Genomic DNA, 17,431 nt, shown 5'->3' on the forward strand with positions numbered 1-17,431 from the left:
GCTGAATGAAAGCGGAATGGGATTGACGGTGCATCATTCAGGTGGCTATTATCACTTTTCATGGATGAAAAAAGAATGGCTAAAAATGGCAAAGAGTTTTCCAAAAAATGATGTACTTGGTCTGGACTGGAATGACCTCAAGTTTTTTCTGGCAGTCGCGCGGGCAGGGGGCTTGACTCCCGCAGCACAAGAACTTGGCACCAGCCCATCAACTGTGTCGCGTCATATCGAGGCGCTGGAACAGCGTTTGGGCGTGACGCTGTTTTTACGCCAGCAGACCGGTTATCTGCTGACCGACCAAGGCAAGGAAATGCTGGAGCCGATTGGTACGGTTGAGCAATCCATGCTCACCGTGGAGCGGCGTGGCGACAGTGTGCAGCAGGACGAGCGCATTAGCGGCCGGGTGCGTTTGGCCACGTCCGAAGGGTTGGCCACGTTTTTGGTAACACCGCATTTGATGCGGTTTTGGCAGCGTTATCCGCTGGTGCAGGTGGAATTGATCAGTGGTGCGGCCCTGGTTGACTTAAGCCGTCGCGAGGCAGATCTGGCATTGCGCTTTGTCAACCCTTCCGAGCATTCAGCCAGCCAGGATTACATCGCCATGCATTTGGGCGCGATCCATTTCAACCCGTATTGCGCGCGTTCGCTGGTAGGCGACAATCCACCTGAGTTTGCGCAGCTGGTTGAGCAACTGGACTATATTTCATGGGATGACGATTGGACCAGCCTGCCCATGGCCAATTGGATTGCCAAACAGTTTCACGACAAAAAGCCCATTCTCACCAGCAACAGCATGATTGTGCATTATCAGGCCGTACGCGGTGGCGCCGGATTGGCGCTCTTGCCCGATTACATTGGCTTGCATGATCCGCTGCTTTATAAAGTGCCGCTTCCTGAGCATCTCATACCCAAGCGCGACTTGTGGCTGGTCTATCACCGTGACCTCAAAGCCAGCCAGCGTGTGATTGCCATGCGCGATTTTTTGAAGGAGCTGGTGCAAGAGATAGCGGCTTAAAGCACAACGGTTTGTTTACCTGAGGCTGCACCATCAAGCAGATGGTCATTCAGATTTGTCGTGTGCATGATTCAAACTATAGGATGGGTTATGAGAACTTTGTGTCTTTGATTGTGATTCAACGGCATAATTACGGGCTAGTCTTTGAAAATTTGCGTCTGGATTTGGTTGATTTTTTATACTATAGGGGTGTATAAATTTTGATCTAATAAATACGCACTTAAGATGCTATAAAATACAATATACTCCTTTAAAATACTCTATTTGGGTAGCTTTTCTACCTTACTACTGATTGATCTCTGATTTATGCTCGATATCCAACTGCTCCGTAAAGACCTCGACGCTGTCGTCACCCGACTGGCTGATCGTGGATTTGCCTTTCCCAAGGACAGCTTTAGCCAGCTTGAGGCTGAGCGCAAGCAAATTCAAACGCGCACCGAAGAACTGCAGGCACAGCGCAATAGCTTGTCCAAGCAGGTTGGCATGCTCAAGGGCAAGGGCGAAGATGCGTCGGCAGTGATGGCGCAAGTCGGTGGTATCAATGATGAGCTGAAAACGTCTGCCGACAAGCTGGAGCTGATTCAAACACAATTGGATGCCATGTTGCTGACGATTCCCAACCTGCCGCATGAGAGTGTGCCGGTGGGCAAGAGCGAAGCCGACAATGTAGAAGTGCGTAAAGTGGGCACGCCGCGCCACTTTGAGTTTGCGGTGAAAGACCATGTTGATTTGGGTACGCCCCTGGGTCTGGATTTTGATACCGGTGCCAAGTTGTCGGGGGCACGCTTTACGGTGATGAAGGGGCAGATTGCGCGTTTGCATCGGGCGCTCGCGCAATTCATGCTCGACACCCATACCGCCGAACATGGTTATACCGAGCATTACACCCCCTACTTGGTGAATGCTGAATCCTTGCGTGGCACAGGCCAATTGCCCAAGTTTGAAGAAGATTTATTTAAAATTCCAGGTGTGGCTGGTGATGAGTCGGCCCGTTCCTTTTACTTGATCCCGACTTCGGAAGTCACGCTGACCAACACGGTACGTGGTGATATTTTGTCGGCGGAATCCCTGCCGCTCAAGCTCACTGCCCACACTCCCTGTTTTCGTTCCGAAGCCGGCAGCTATGGTCGTGATACCCGCGGCATGATTCGTCAGCATCAGTTTGACAAGGTGGAAATGGTGCAGATCGTTGAGCCATCCAAGTCCTACGAGGCACTCGAAGAGATGCTTGGCCATGCTGAAAACATCCTGAAAAAACTCGGCTTGCCCTATCGGGTGATTACCTTGTGTACCGGTGATATGGGCTTTGGTGCCACCAAGACGTATGACATTGAAGTCTGGTTGCCGGCACAGAATACCTATCGTGAAATTTCCTCGGTATCCAACTGTGAAGCCTTTCAGGCGCGCCGCATGCAAACGCGTTACCGGCCGCAGGATGGTGGCAAGGCCAAACCGGAACTGGTTCATACCCTCAATGGCTCGGGCCTGGCAGTCGGTCGCACTTTGGTCGCGGTATTGGAAAATTATCAGAATGCCGATGGCAGCATGACGGTGCCGGAAGTGCTCAAGCCTTATATGGGGCAACTGAATCAGCTGAGTTAGTCAACCAAGTTAGTCAGACGAGCTCATCAGCTAAGTTCGTGAGTTAAGGTAGTCAGTGCGAGGGCAAGGATGATGACTTCTTGATATCTGCCAGTACCTCTGTGGGTTGATCTACTTAGTGACGAGTGTTGGAGACGCGGTCTAATATGAAAATAAAATTGCCCGACGATGCGCTGCCGAGTCAGCAGACTGGTTCAGTCAGTACAGTCTGGACGCGGCTGTTCGGGCGGCCAGATCGTTTTGCAAAACTCAGTCAGTCGGAGTTGATGTATCTGGTGCAAAGCCATTTCTTTGAGGCGTCACCTTTGCCGTTGGCACGCTTTGATCAGTCGATGCGCATGATTTTCTGCAATCAGGCCTGGGCTAGACTGGTCGATGCCACAGTCGCCAAACTGGTCGGTACAACCTGTCTGCTCAATGGTTTAAATGCCAATCGGCAACAATATCTCCAACGCAGCATGCAGGCCGGTCAACCCATCTCCTTGAGTATGACCTTAAATCATGACAATGGGCGCACTCAGGAAATTGATGTGTGGTTTACCCCCGAAGCAGGGCCCGATAGTCAGGTCATTACCTTCACCGCATTAGGTCGGGATATGACTGAACAGAAACGCCAGGCGGATCTGTTTAATCAGACTCGGCAACGACTCGACTTTGCCATGCGTGGTGCCAAGGTCAGCACTTGGGAGTGGCTGGTTCAACAAAATCGGATTCGGATTCAGGGTACGCATTCAGTCATTACTGGGCGACCTGGTGTGGATCAGGAGGTCATCCCGGTACCGGTGTTTATCAATGCTGTCCATCCGGACGATCGACTGCATTTGCGCAAGCAGCTGATCAGTGCAATGCGTGGTGAAACAGCCGAGTTGTCTGCCGAGTTTCGCATTCTTGATCCTGGCAGTGATCGGCACCATCCGCAATGGCGTTGGGCGCATGTGCGTGGCGCGATTGTGGAGCGTGATTTGCAAAAGGGCACTGCCAAACGCATGGCAGGTATCTTTCATGAGATCAATGATCGTAAAGAAGCCGAGCTGGCACTGAAGAGTTCTGAGGCGCGTTTCAAATCACTGCTTGAATTGTCGGCTGACTATTACTGGGAACTGGATGAGCAGTTTCGATTTGTGACTTTTGATGGCAATCATGTGGATCGCCTGAAAGATTCACTCTGCGAAATCGAACTACAGCAAACTGTCAGCGAATTCATGATTGGCAAGTGCCGCTGGGATTTGCCCGGCCATGAAATCATCAGTCCATCAATGGATTGGGTCAGTCATCAAGCTCTCCTGGAAACGCATGTGCCTTTTGCTATGACGGTGCGTCATCAGTCGAGCAATGGTGGTGATTTTTACTACGATATTCGCGGCACGCCCTGGTGGGATGAGCAAGGCCATTTCAACGGTTATCGCGGCGTCAGTCATGATGTGACGGAGCGGATGCGCAATGAGCAGCGAGTACGACATCTGGCTTATCATGATGCACTGACCGAGTTGCCCAACCGTATGCTGATGCAAGATCGGGTGGAGCGGATTCTTTCCGAAAGCCGTCGCACCCATCAACAGTTTGCCTTGCTGTTTATGGATCTGGATAACTTCAAGGCCATCAACGACACGCAAGGTCATGATTGTGGCGACGAAGTGTTGCGCGTCAGCAGTCAGCGTTTGTTATCCCGTTTGCGGGAGGCCGATACACTGGCACGCTTTGCCGGTGATGAGTTTGTCATTTTGCTGCCCTTGTTGCACATTGCCGACGATGCTGCACTGGTAGCAGAAAAACTGCTTGATGCCTTGCGTGAACCGATTCTTTTTGACGGCAAGCAGATTTTTGTTTCTGGCAGTATTGGCATTGCGGTCTATCCCAATGATGGTGAAACGGTGGAAAAGCTGCTCGATAATGCCGATGCGGCGATGTATGCGGCCAAGCAGGCCGGGCGCAACAATTACCACTTTTTTACCAGCAAACTCAATCTGCAAAGACAAAAGCGTTTGGCCATTGAATCGGAAATGCGCGCTGCTTTTGAGCGTGGTGAATTCAGCGTGTACTACCAGCCCAAGTTTGATCTGGCGACCCGTGCCTTGATTGGTACCGAAGCCCTGTTGCGTTGGCAGCGCAATGACGGCTCGTTTGTAGATCCTTCCGACTTCATTCCGATTGCCGAAGAAAACGGCATGATTGGCACGATTGGTCGTTGGGTATTGCGCCAAGCGGTCATGCAAACTCGCCAATGGCATGCGCAAGGACTCAAACTATCGATTGCAGTCAATGTGTCGGCAGTCCAGCTACGCCAAAAGCGTTTTATTGATTTTCTTAGAGAAACACTTGAAGAAAGCGGTATCCCGGTCACGTCGTTGATACTCGAACTCACCGAAACGGCATTGCTGGCGCAAAATGAAAACGGCGAAGCCATCATTCAACGTGTGCATGATATGGGTGTGACGCTGAGTCTGGATGATTTTGGCACAGGCTTTTCCAGCCTGTCTTACCTGCAGCGATACCCATTTAAAGAAGTCAAAATTGATCGTTCATTTACCCGCGATATTTGTGATGATGTTCGCGATGCCGCTTTGGTACGCGCAATCATCGGTCTGGCAAAAAACCTGGGTTTGAATCTGGTTGCCGAAGGCATTGAAACACCGAGGCAGTTGACCATGCTGGCACTGTCTGGCTGTCCATTTGGTCAAGGTTATCTATTTTCACGACCATTGAGCGTGAACCAGTTCAATCAAAACTATTTGCCAGCGCATTCACCAGGCTGATTTTCAAGAGCGAGCCTGCTATAATTCGAGCCTTCGGAAAGATGGCAGAGTGGTCGAATGCGCCGGACTCGAAATTCGGTATACGGTAACCCCGTATCGTGGGTTCAAATCCCACTCTTTCCGCCACCCTTAAGGTATATCTCACGCCTTGAATTTTTGCTTGATGGGTAAATGATTGCCACTACCTATCCTGCTATGACATCAATCATGTCTTGTTGGTTACCATGACGATCAACCCGCACTGAACAATGATTCCTGCGGGTTTTTTATTGACGATTGTTGGCCGATTATTGAAACAAACCGTAGGACACCAACCACACCAGTGCGGCAGAAAAAAAGAATGAAATCAGGATGGTGGCGGAAGTAGGATTCATGATGCGGCAATCAAATGAGTTAACAAGAGTGATCAGCTTAATTCCTCGTTCCGATAAATCTTGTTAAAAAGTTGTGCTTAGCCAAGCTGTATCCCGCTTTGTCACAGAACTGTCATCTGGCGAGCGCCTATCACTTCTATGGGTGACTTGTTGACGCTCAATTGAGTTTGACGTCAGTCCTCAATTCAAGGCTGCCTAACTCATTTACAAATCAATTGGCCTTGCCGTCAACTCAACGCAACCCAGCATCGTTCTAGTCTTATATTCCTTACCCTAGAGGATCAAATGAAAAAGCGCTTACTTGCTGCTTTGCCTGCGATAGTCTTGAGCGGTTGTGCGGTAGTACCTTATGGTCCGCCGGTTGAGTCAGGCCCCTACTATGCGCCACCCCCTGCAGTTTATGCACCAGCACCAGTTTATGTAGCGCCGCCCCCCGTCTTTTTTGGATTTAGAGGTGGTTATGGCTACGGACATGGTCATGGTTGGGGTTACGGCGGTGGCTATGGCCATCACCGTGGGCATTGGTAGCCGTTGTCAAATCAGTCTCATTCATGTTCTAAGGATTGGTCTGATGGTGCGATAAAACCGGGGCAGATTTTTGTATTGGGAATTAATCTGCTTTAATTCAGTCTATGTTGCTTATCTATTGATAGACTAGGCAGTGCATCGCTGACTGCCGCTTATTCCCATGTTCATCGTTCGCCAAGCCTGGATCAATCTTTTGCGAGATTTACGTTCAGGCGATCTTCGTTTGTTGATATTGTCACTGCTGATCGCTGTGGGCTCGCTCACAGCCGTCGGTTTTTTTTCGGATCGTTTACGGCTCGGTCTGGAACGCGATGCGCGACAGCTCTTGGGGGCTGACTTGGTGTTGCGCGGTGATGTCGCCATTCCGGATAATCTGCAAATGGCAGCATCCAAGCGTGGTTTAACGGTGGCGCAGACAGTATCTTTTCCGACTATGGCACTGGCAGGGGCACAAAGTCAGCTGGTAGCATTAAAAGCAGTATCCAGTACCTACCCCTTGCGAGGCCATCTCACCCTGGCACCGACGCTTGCTACGAGTTATCAGGCACCACCTGCTGGCGAGGTCTGGCTGGATCAGGCCGCAGCGGATACATTGGGTTTGCAGTTGGGCAATAACCTGCAACTTGGTGAAGCACATTTCAAGTTGACGCGGATTGTGGTGCTGGAACCTGATCGTGGCGCTGCATTCATGAATTTTGCGCCACGTGCCATGATTGCACTCGATGATTTGCCTGCCACCAAGCTGGTTCAATTTGGCAGTCGGGTGACGTATCGACTGCTGGTGGCTGGTTCTGATGAGGCGGTGAGTGCCTATCAAGGTTGGCTGGATCAGCAAATCAAACAATCCAATTTACATGGCTATCGGGTCGATACCCTGGAGCAGGGGCGACCAGAAATGCGGCAGACACTGGATCGTGCTGAACGATTTCTTTCCCTGGTGGCTATGTTGGCAGCCATGTTGTCAGGCCTTGCGGTGGCGTTGGCGGCACGCCGTTTTGCCGAGAAGCGTCTGGATAGTGTGGCTATCATGCGCTGTCTGGGTTTGCAGCAGAGGGCGATCAGTAAAGTATTTTTGCTGGAATTTTTAATACTCGGTTTATTGGCCAGTAGCCTGGGTTTGCTATTGGGTTTTGCTGCGCACTTCATGCTGGCGCATTGGTTGGCTGGCTTGATGAATGTCGTTTTGCCCGCACCAACGATGATGCCCTTGCTGCAGGCAGGCGGTATGGGTTTGCTGATGATGCTCGGTTTTGGTTTGCCACCGATCATGCGTTTAAGCAAAGTATCGCCATTGCGTGTGTTGCGACGCGATATGGGCGGCTTGCCTCTATCAATCAAGTCGGCCTATGGTTTGGGTTTACTGGCGTTTACTGCACTACTGGTGTGGCAGGCGCACGATATTGAATTGGGTTTGTTAACAGCTGCTGGTTTTGCGATGGGGCTATTGCTATTTCTGATACTTGGACGCATTGCACTGCAATTGTTGGGTCAGATGGCTTATCGCTTACCAATGAAATGGGGTATGGCACGGGCTATTGCGTTGGCATTGAAGCGCCGACTGGGCATGAATACCTTGCAGATCGCCGCACTGGCATTGGGTTTGATGGCTTTATTACTTTTGACATTTACCCGGACTGACCTGGTGCAAGGCTGGCAAAGTGCCACACCGCCGGATGCGCCCAATCGTTTTGTGATCAATATTCAACCTGATCAAAAAAATGCCATGCAGGCCGAACTCAATGCCGCCAAAGTTATGCAGGCCGAGTTTTATCCGATGATTCGAGGCCGTCTGATTGAAGTCAACGGTAAGCTCATTGATCCTAATCAGTATCAGGACGAACGTGCGCGCAGCCTGATCAATCGAGAATTCAATCTGTCCTATATGGACGATTTGCCCAAAGAAAATAAAATTGTTGCAGGGCAATGGTTTGGCGACACGGCAATGCCAGTTGCGACATCCATTACGCCACAGGCTTCGGTTGAAGAAGGTCTGGCCAAAACCTTGGGTTTAAAGCTGGGTGATGTTTTGCGTTTTGATATTGCCGGTCAAACCATCGCCGCGCCGATTACCAGTTTGCGCAAGCTCAACTGGAGTAGCATGCGCGTCAATTTTTTTGTGGTATTGCCCACCGCCAGCTTGCAGGATTATCCCCAAACCTGGATCACGGCTTTTCATTTGCCGACATCGCAAAATAGTGCGGCACGTGGCTGGCTGTCACGTTTTCCTAATCTGACCATTGTGGATGTGGGCGCCATGATTAATCAGGTGCAGCAAATTCTTGAGCAGGTCATCAAGGCGGTCGAGTTTCTGTTTTTGTTTGCTTTGCTGAGTGGCTTATTGGTGCTCTATACGGCCTTGATGGCAAGCCGTGAGGCACGTATTGCCGAAGTGGGATTATTGCGGGCATTGGGTGCCTCACGAGGTTATCTCTTGCAAACCCAGTTGGGTGAGTTTGCCTTGATGGGTCTGTTGGCTGGCTTGTTGGCGGCAGCTGGTGCCACAGTGATTGGTGTCTTGCTGGCGGTGCGTATTTTTGAATTTGACTGGGTATTCAATGTCTGGATATTTCCTGCAGGCGCACTAACTGGTTTACTTGTCGCCATGCTCGCAGCCTGGTTTGGTTTGCGCCCGATATTGCAGACGCCACCTTGGGTAACATTGCGCGACGCCAGCGCTGCCTGAAACGAATGCCTTTTGGTGTATGGCTCAATTTTAATTGATGGGCACTTTGCCTGAATCAAGTCAGAATCGTTTTTCTGCTGCGGCACAGCCTATACTAGCGACTTGGATTGCTGCGTAGCCAATTTTGTCTTGCCGCAGTAGTCAGCTTTCTTCTTTCTGTCTTCTATGCTTAATCACGATACCAGTGTCGACCTGAAACGGCGCCTGCTGATTCTGGTCACCAGTTTTGCCCTCCTCATTTGTTTGATCTCTTCTTATCTGGTCATTGACAAGGCCAGTAGCCGGATCAAAAGCCAATTTAAAGTCACCAGCGAAATCATTGAACAAATCATGAATTACGAGGCCAAGATGCCGCGCCCCGATTTTACGCGTGAGCTGTTTGGTGTTGAGTTGTCACATATGGATAATCTGGGGCGCCTGCTTAATATCTGTCTGGATGTATTTGACATGAGTTATCACCCGTTGCAGCATCACTGCTTTTCGGAAGCGAGTGGCGGTCCGGATTGGTTGGCCAAAGTGCTGGATATGTTTTTGGGTGAAAAGCTGGAGCATGTGGGCAGCATTGGCACCTATCCCAATATCAAGGTGGGTGAGTTTGTAATTCGGCCCAATCTGGACGTGGAAACCGCTGATATCTGGGATGAGATCAAAACAGTATTGATGATCACGCTGGGTATTCTGATTTTGAATCTGCTGATTTATTTGCCGGTCAAACGGGCACTACGTCCGACAGAAGAAATCCTTTCTGTGTTGGACCGCATGCAGAAAGGTGATTTGTCGGTACGTATGCCAATTCCTGCTTTGGTTGAGCTCAAGCGCATTGCCGAGGGTTTTAATGATTTTGCCGGACAGTTGGAAGCGACCACTGAAAATATGAAGCAGTTGGCCAAGAAGCTGATTTCAGTGCGTGAGGAAGAACGCCATCATCTGGCGCGTGAATTGCACGACGAGTTTGGTCAATATCTCACTTCCATCAGTGCCGAAGCTGCTTGTATCAATAGTCTGGCCGAGCATGATCTGCCCAGCATTCTGCCTTCGAGCCGTGCCATTTCCAATATTACTGTACACATGATGGAATCCTTGCAAGGCATCTTGCATCAGCTGCGTCCGGTGGCGCTGGAAAAGTTTGGACTTGAGGCCAGTCTTGAACAGTTGGTCACCAGTTGGCGTCGTACTCATCCTGCCACGATTTATGAATTGAAAATGGTCGGTGTACTTGAGAACCTGCCTGAGGATGTGTCGATTGGTATTTACCGGATTGTTCAGGAAAGTCTCACCAACGCTGTCCGGCATGCCAATCCTGCGCGGATATCGGTGTTTTTGGCGCGCAGTGAAACGATGGTGAATTTGTCGATCCGTGATGATGGGCTGGGTTATCCCAGAGAGCGTGAAGGCAAGGGTGGTTTTGGTTTGCTGGGGATGCGTGAGCGGGTCTTGGCCTTGGGTGGTCAATTCAAGCATCAGTCCTGCTTGCCACAGGGCACCTTGATTGAAGCCAGTTTGCCGGTTCTATGAAAGGTTTGTCCATGAATCCTAAAACTCGTTTAATGCTGGTGGATGATCATGCCGTGGTGCGAGAGGGCTATCGACGTTTATTGGAATGCCGTCCGGATCTGGAAATTGTGTCGGAGGCCAATAGTGCGCGCCAAGCACTTGAGCAGTATCGTCTGACGACGCCCGATGTCATCGTGCTGGATTTATCTTTGCCTGATATGGGTGGCGTCGAGTTGATCCTGCGCTTGATGCAACGTGATCGTTCGGCCCGTATTTTGGTGTTCAGCATGCATCGTGATCCCCTGTTTGCATCGCAGGCCCTACGTGCCGGGGCTTTAGGCTATGTGACTAAAAGCAGCGCGCCGGAAGAGCTGGTGCAGGCGGTATATCAGGTCATGGCGCGGCAGCGGGTCATCAGCAAAGATATTGCACCGGAGCTGGCCCTGGCATTGCTGGAACAGGATAGTCATCCGCTCAAGGAGTTGTCGCCGCGAGAATTTGAGATTTTGCGCATGTTGGTGGATGGCTATAGTCCAGAGGAGATTGGCCAGCGCTTGAGCATCAGTCCCAAGACAGTACAAAACTGTCACTACCAGATCAAATCCAAGCTGGGAACTAAATCAGATTTTGAATTAAGTCGACTTGCCATCAAGCTGGGTCTGATTGCTTGATCGTTATATTGTTTAACTGTTAGGTAACGGGCAAATTGCCTGCCTGCTTGCATGTAAAACCCTCTGCAGAAAAGAATGTCAGTCTCGTATTATGATGAGTCAAATAAAAAATCATTTTCTGAGGAGACTGCCATGCGCAACTCACAACTTTCTAACCGAGCAAGCGCACTAAATGGGTTGCCTCGACAAGCATTGCTGGCTTTGGCTTTTTCCAGTGTCTTTGTATTGAGTCTGCCAGGTACGGCCAGTGCGCAAAACAATACCTTTTGTGGTGGTGCTGCCCATCCGACTGTGCCAAGCGATCTGGCCAACGTCAAAGGTGATATGACCATTGAGGCCACGGCAGATCAACCTGCCAATATTGTGACCTGCTCAAAGGGATACATGGCGGCCAAATGCGGTGATTTTGATACGGCCAACAAGATCTTCGATAAATGTATTGCCGCAGGTTATGTGGGTGCGATGATCTGGAAGGCGTTGATGTATGAAGACGGCACCGGCGTGCCGCAAGACTCCGCCATGGCTACTCAGCTCATGAAAGCGGCTTCCTTGAAAGGCAATGACGGCTATGCCACGATTGCCAAGGTACATTATGCATCGGCCTTGCTGGAAGGCAAGGGGGTCGAGAAGAATGAAAAGGAAGCCATGAAGTGGTTTCAGACTGCTGCGGCTGAAGGTGATCGGGATGCCAAGGAGTTTCTTGAGACTGGACACCATACCGCTGATCGTGATCAGCATGGCATTGGGGTTGGCACGCCAACTGAATCAGTGGCCGGACAAAAACTCACACAAGTGATTCCTGCTGCAGTCAAACAGCCAGCCACCTGGTTTGGTCTGGTGATTGTGGCCATCATTGCGATTGGTGCCTATCGCCAAAGTCGTCGTAAACCCATCTCAGAAGCACGTCTGATGAAAGAGGTGGCCTGATGCATAACCCGATCGAAGGTCTGATGTATGACGTCAGTCAGCTGTTTCTGATCCCGGTGTTGATTGCAATTGGTTTTCTGTTTACCTATGCCTTTTATGCGCTTGGCATGTTTGGCTGGCAGATGTGGCAACGTCGTTACAGTAAACAATATTCACGCGGTTACGAGCTGCTTGATGCCTATCGTGCCAAGCCTGATTTAAGTATTGATGAGCTCGAATCCCTGGCGGTCAAACGTCTGGAGTTTGTGCGCATCACCACACGTGTCATGCCCATGTTGGGTCTGGTGGCAACCATGATTCCAATGGGGCCGGCTCTGAAGGCGTTGTCGGATGGTCAGATTGCCGATGTATCGCGTAACCTGATGGTGGCATTTTCAGCGGTGATCTTGGCCTTGCTGGCCGCCGCCATTACTTTTTGGATTGCCAATGTGCGGCGACGCTGGTATGCCAGTGACTTGATGCTGATTGAAAAGGAAATGGCACTGGGTCGCGTGGCCGTTTTGCACGATCAAGCACATCATGCTCGCGAAGCCAGCCATCCCAGCCATCGCGTAGCGTCGGGAGAATCCGTATGAGAATGAAACTCTCTGATGACATGGAAGCCGACGATCCGATTTTGTCGGTGGTCAATCTGATTGATGTGTTCCTGGTCATCATTGCTGCCTTGTTATTGGCCATGGCCAATAGTCCGGCCAATCCAATGGGCGCAGAGAAGATGACCATCATCAAGAATGCCGGTACACCCGAGATGGAAATCATCATCAAGGATGGCCAAAAAATTGAACGTTTCAAGAAAAGCGAAGGCGAGGGGCAGGGGCGTGGTGTCAAGGCAGGTAGTGCCTATCGCATGAAAGATGGCTCAATGGTTTATGTGCCTGAATAGGCAGCGTATCCGAGCCGGATTGTCGAGTGGTGACGTTGTGATCACCCAATCCTTTGCTTTCTTTTTGCGCTCTTTTTGCTTTGAGGGGCGCCAGCATCGCCTGCTGGCCCTGGTTACCTTCAGGGTATTCCCTTTAATACGGGAAAGTGCCAATGTAATACAAGGTCAGGCTGACTACATTGTGTCTTTAATCAGCCGACCTCATCATGCTTTCCCGACGCAACTTCCTTGGTGGTCTTTTGGCCACGACAGCCTGCTCCAGTCAAATGGCCTGGGGGCTGGCAAAGTCTGAGCCAATTCGCATTGGTGTGACAGGAAGCTTTTCCGCCTCCGCAAACGAACCATTCATGCTCGGTGAAAGCATGCGCAATGGGGCGCGCCTGGCCGTGACTGAAATCAATCTTATGGGTGGCATTAGCGGCCGTTCGATCGCCCTGGTAGAGCGCGATGATGAAGGCCAGTATGCGCGCGCCATGCGGGTTGCGGATGAGCTGATCAACGATGAAAAAGTGGTCGCCGTGATTGGTGGTTTGAATCCTGTGACTTGCTGGGCATCGATTGACTTGTACCAGACTGCCCAGGTGCCTTTGGTGATTGCCGGTGCCAGTGATGTGGAGCTGACCCGTAAATTTATTCCGCCTCGGGCCACGTCCAACTATATCTTTCGGGTCGCGCCGACCATGCTGCAAGAAGTGCAGTTACTACTGCGCGAGCTGACCCGACGCAATCTTCAGCAAGTGCTTTTGCTGAGTCCGGCCGATGCCAGTTGGGATAATAACCAGCAGCAGCTGGAGCAGGCCTTTAAGGGTGTGCCGATTGATATCGTCATGCAATATCGCAGTAAAGCCGGTGAAACGGATTTTCGTGATGTTTTGCGGGCGGCGCGCAAACAGGGTGTCAATGCGGTACTGGCTTGGGGCAATGCTAACGAATTGACGGCCCTGGCGCAAAACCGTTTGCAGCTCAATTGGCCGGTGCCATTGCTGGGTAGTTGGGTGATGTCTTCGCAACCCTTTTTAGATCAGCTGGGGGCTGCGGCAGAAGGGTTGATGATGCCGCAAACCTTTATTGCCGAATTCACCCGTTCTTCTCCCTACTTTCGCAATAGTTTTTTTCTGGCCTACGAAGACAGCTTCAAGACTTCACGGATTCCCGTGCCGATGGCGGCTACCCAGGGCTATGACGCGCTCAATCTGTTGGTGGCCGCACTGCGCAATGGCAATGCGCAAACCGGTCGGGAATTACGAATGGCACTGGAAAATCTGCGTGGCCCGATTGAAGGGGCGATGGTGCGCTATGACAAACCGTTTAGCGCCACCGAGCACGATGCGATTACTGCGGATCGTTTGCTGATCGGGCAGGTCCATGAAGGTCGGGTGATGCCGACCACCGCACCCATTCACAAACCCAGCGCAGAAACTTTGGCGAACAGCCTTGATCGCCAGGAAATCAATTCGCGGACTCGAAATCGACCGTAGTTTGTTGTTCAATTGATGCGTATTTTTGCTGCTTTGCAAAATGCCGATCAATATCTAAATGTACTACTACCCTGTATTTTTTTATGATATCTATTTATGCACTTGAGAAGGCATTATTTTGATATTGATATGGGAGTATTAATAAATTGAGATATTAGGATGTTGCTTAGCATCATTAAATTTCGTATTATAAAAAACAATACCGTAATTTGAAATAATTCTTGATTATCACTTTGAAGCTCCCCTACAATTCGCTGCAACAGCTGAAGTGTTTTTTTAATGCTTTCTGACTGTCAATCAGACTGAATAGAACTAGGAGACAATCATGTCCGCCGTGCCTGCCCAAAGCCCTGAAAGTAACGATAACGATTCTGTAGAAACCAAAGAATGGCTGGATGCGCTGGAGTCCGTCATTGCCGCGGAGGGTGCCGAACGTGCGCACTTTCTGCTCGAAAAAATGGTTGATCTGGCGCGTCGCCGCGGTGCCCATATCCCTTTTTCGGCCAATACTGCTTACGTCAATACCATTCCCGCCCACCTTGAAGAACATTGTCCCGGCAATCTCGAATATGAAGAGCGCCTGCGCTCCTGGATGCGCTGGAATGCCATGGCGATGGTGGTCAAAACCAATCGCGGTGAGGGTGATCTGGGTGGCCACATTTCCAGCTTTGCTTCATTGGCTAATATGCTGGGGATTGGTTTTAACCATTTCTGGAAAGGGCCGGATCATCCCGATGGCGCCGACTTGCTCTACATCCAGGGCCATTCTTCCCCCGGTATTTATGCACGGGCCTTTTTGGAAGGGCGTTTTGATGAAGAGCGCCTGCTCAATTTCCGGCGCGAAGTGGATGGCAAGGGCTTGTCGAGTTATCCGCATCCCAAGCTGATGCCGGATTTCTGGCAGTTCCCGACGGTTTCGATGGGTCTTGGGCCACTGATGGCGATTTACCAGGCGCGCTTTCTCAAATACATCCATGCGCGCGGCATTGCACAAACGGCCAACCGCAAAGTCTGGGCGTTTTGTGGCGATGGCGAGATGGACGAGCCAGAATCCATGGGTGCCATTGGCATGGCCGGTCGTGAAAAGCTCGATAATCTGGTATTTGTGGTCAATTGCAATCTGCAGCGGCTCGATGGCCCGGTGCGTGGCAACGGCAAAATCATCCAGGAACTGGAAGCCGATTTTCGTGGTGCCGGCTGGAATGTGATCAAGGTGATCTGGGGTTCGTACTGGGATCCGCTGCTGGCCCAGGACAAGGACGGTATCCTGCAAAAGATCATGATGGAAACCGTTGATGGCGAGTATCAAAACTACAAGGCCAAAGATGGCGCTTATGTGCGTAAACACTTTTTTGGCAAGCATCCCAAGGCGCTCGAAATGGTGGCACGCATGACCGACGAGGACATCTGGCGTCTGAATCGTGGTGGCCATGATCCCCACAAAATTTACGCGGCTTTCAAACAGGCCAGCGAACACAAGGATCAGCCGACCGTGCTGCTGGTCAAGACTATCAAGGGCTTTGGCATGGGCAAGGCCGGTGAAGCACGTAATACCGCGCACCAGACTAAAAAGCTCGATGACGCGGCGATTCGTGAAATGCGTGATCGTTTTGCCATTCCGATTGAAGATGCGCATCTGCCAGGCGTACCTTTTTTCAAGCCATCCGCCGACTCGCCTGAAATCAGGTATTTGCATGAGCGCCGTCAGGCCTTGGGCGGTTACCTGCCGCATCGTCGCGAAAAAGCCGATGAAAACCTGCCGATTCCAGCGTTGACTGATTTTCAGGCCTTGCTCGAACCGACTGCCGAAGGCCGAGAAATATCGACCACGCAAGCCTATGTGCGCATCATCACCACCTTGCTGCGTGACCAGCATATCGGTCAGCGGGTGGTGCCCATTCTGGTGGATGAGGGCCGTACCTTTGGGATGGAAGGTCTGTTCCGCCAGATTGGTATCTTCTCGCAGGAAGGGCAAAAGTACGAGCCGGTCGATCGTGATCAGGTGATGTATTACCGTGAGGACAAGGCCGGCCAGATTTTGCAGGAAGGTATCAATGAAGCCGGTGCGATGAGTTCCTGGATTGCTGCCGCAACCTCCTACTCGACCAATAATCGGGTGATGATTCCTTTCTATATTTTCTACTCGATGTTTGGTCTGCAGCGGGTTGGCGACCTGGCCTGGGCGGCCGGTGACATGCGCGCTCGCGGCTTTTTGTTGGGCGGCACCTCGGGTCGTACCACGCTCAATGGCGAGGGTCTGCAGCATGAGGATGGTCACAGCCATATTCTGGCCACAACCATCCCCAACTGTATTTCCTATGATCCGACCTTTGCCTACGAGCTGGCCGTGATCATGCAAAATGGCTTGAAGCGGATGGTGCAGGAGCAGGAAGATGTCTATTTCTACATCACCCTGATGAACGAAAATTACACGCATCCTGGCCTCAAGCCAGGTCAGGCCGAGGGTATTCTGAAAGGGATGTACCTCTTTCAAAAAGGTGCCGAGCAGGCCAAGCGTGTGCAGCTATTAGGCTCGGGCGTGATTTTGCGCGAAGTGATTGCCGCGGCTGAACTGTTGGCCAATGACTGGGGGATTGCGGCCGACATCTGGAGTTGTCCAAGCTTTACCGAAGCCGCCCGCGAAGGGGCAGCGGTGGAGCGCTGGAATCTGCTGCATCCGGGTGAGCCTGCCAAAACCAGTTATGTCAGCCAATTGCTGGCGCCCACCAGCGGTCCGATCATCGCTTCAACCGATTACATGAAATTGCTGGCGGAACAAATCCGGCCATTGATACCCAAAGGTCGTAGCTACAAGGTGTTGGGTACCGATGGTTTTGGCCGTTCTGATACCCGCACCAAGCTGCGTGAGCATTTTGAGGTGAATCGTCACTTTGTGGTTTTGTCGGCTTTGCGTGCGCTGGCCGATGAAGGTGCAATAGCGCCAAGTCTGGTGGCTGAGGCGATTGGCAAATATGGTATCAATCCTGAGAAGGTCGATCCACTCCTGGCCTGATTGATCAATG

General features: G+C 51.1%; 12 protein-coding genes and 1 tRNA gene. All 13 read left to right on the forward strand.

Annotated elements, in window-relative coordinates; all coding sequences use genetic code 11:
- Nucleotides 1–16: 16 nt before the first annotated feature.
- Nucleotides 17–1,015 (forward strand): LysR family transcriptional regulator, encoded by a 999-nt coding sequence (locus tag ACMYR3_RS05380; protein ID WP_424195237.1) that lies wholly within the window; start codon nucleotides 17–19, stop codon nucleotides 1,013–1,015.
- Between the two features lie 306 nt (nucleotides 1,016–1,321).
- Entirely contained in the window at nucleotides 1,322–2,617 is a 1,296-nt protein-coding gene (gene serS, locus ACMYR3_RS05385) for a serine--tRNA ligase (protein ID WP_424195239.1), read from the forward strand.
- Between the two features lie 146 nt (nucleotides 2,618–2,763).
- On the forward strand, nucleotides 2,764–5,370 hold the full coding sequence (locus ACMYR3_RS05390) for a sensor domain-containing protein (protein ID WP_424195241.1): 2,607 nt from the start codon (nucleotides 2,764–2,766) through the stop codon (nucleotides 5,368–5,370).
- A gap of 35 nt (nucleotides 5,371–5,405) precedes the next feature.
- A tRNA-Ser gene (locus ACMYR3_RS05395) sits at nucleotides 5,406–5,496 on the forward strand.
- Nucleotides 5,497–6,029: 533 nt separating this feature from the next.
- Nucleotides 6,030–6,272 carry a hypothetical protein gene (locus ACMYR3_RS05400; protein ID WP_424195243.1) on the forward strand — a complete coding sequence of 81 codons (243 nt, stop codon included), beginning with the start codon at nucleotides 6,030–6,032 and terminating at the stop codon, nucleotides 6,270–6,272.
- A 160-nt stretch (nucleotides 6,273–6,432) separates the two neighbouring features.
- Nucleotides 6,433–8,955, forward strand: coding sequence for an ABC transporter permease (locus tag ACMYR3_RS05405; RefSeq protein WP_424195244.1), 2,523 nt, complete (start codon nucleotides 6,433–6,435; stop codon nucleotides 8,953–8,955).
- A 165-nt stretch (nucleotides 8,956–9,120) separates the two neighbouring features.
- Nucleotides 9,121–10,470, forward strand: coding sequence for a HAMP domain-containing sensor histidine kinase (locus ACMYR3_RS05410; RefSeq protein ID WP_424195246.1), 1,350 nt, complete (start codon nucleotides 9,121–9,123; stop codon nucleotides 10,468–10,470).
- An 11-nt stretch (nucleotides 10,471–10,481) separates the two neighbouring features.
- Nucleotides 10,482–11,120 carry a response regulator gene (locus tag ACMYR3_RS05415; protein WP_424195249.1) on the forward strand — a complete coding sequence of 213 codons (639 nt, stop codon included), beginning with the start codon at nucleotides 10,482–10,484 and terminating at the stop codon, nucleotides 11,118–11,120.
- A gap of 132 nt (nucleotides 11,121–11,252) precedes the next feature.
- Nucleotides 11,253–12,047 carry a tetratricopeptide repeat protein gene (locus tag ACMYR3_RS05420; protein WP_424195251.1) on the forward strand — a complete coding sequence of 265 codons (795 nt, stop codon included), beginning with the start codon at nucleotides 11,253–11,255 and terminating at the stop codon, nucleotides 12,045–12,047.
- Complete coding sequence (locus tag ACMYR3_RS05425; RefSeq protein ID WP_424195253.1) at nucleotides 12,047–12,622, forward strand: MotA/TolQ/ExbB proton channel family protein; 576 nt, start codon at nucleotides 12,047–12,049, stop codon at nucleotides 12,620–12,622. The genes ACMYR3_RS05420 and ACMYR3_RS05425 overlap by 1 nt, the downstream gene beginning before the upstream one ends.
- Before the next feature lie 2 nt (nucleotides 12,623–12,624).
- A complete protein-coding gene (locus ACMYR3_RS05430) occupies nucleotides 12,625–12,930 on the forward strand; it encodes a DUF2149 domain-containing protein (protein ID WP_424195255.1) in 306 nt (101 codons plus the stop codon).
- A 206-nt stretch (nucleotides 12,931–13,136) separates the two neighbouring features.
- Complete coding sequence (locus ACMYR3_RS05435) at nucleotides 13,137–14,408, forward strand: ABC transporter substrate-binding protein (protein WP_424195257.1); 1,272 nt, start codon at nucleotides 13,137–13,139, stop codon at nucleotides 14,406–14,408.
- A gap of 325 nt (nucleotides 14,409–14,733) precedes the next feature.
- On the forward strand, nucleotides 14,734–17,421 hold the full coding sequence (gene aceE / locus ACMYR3_RS05440) for a pyruvate dehydrogenase (acetyl-transferring), homodimeric type (protein ID WP_424195259.1): 2,688 nt from the start codon (nucleotides 14,734–14,736) through the stop codon (nucleotides 17,419–17,421).
- The last annotated feature ends 10 nt before the right edge of the window (nucleotides 17,422–17,431 follow it).

The organism is Ampullimonas aquatilis (assembly GCF_049675895.1).
In the GTDB taxonomy this organism is placed as follows: domain Bacteria; phylum Pseudomonadota; class Gammaproteobacteria; order Burkholderiales; family Burkholderiaceae_D; genus Ampullimonas; species Ampullimonas aquatilis.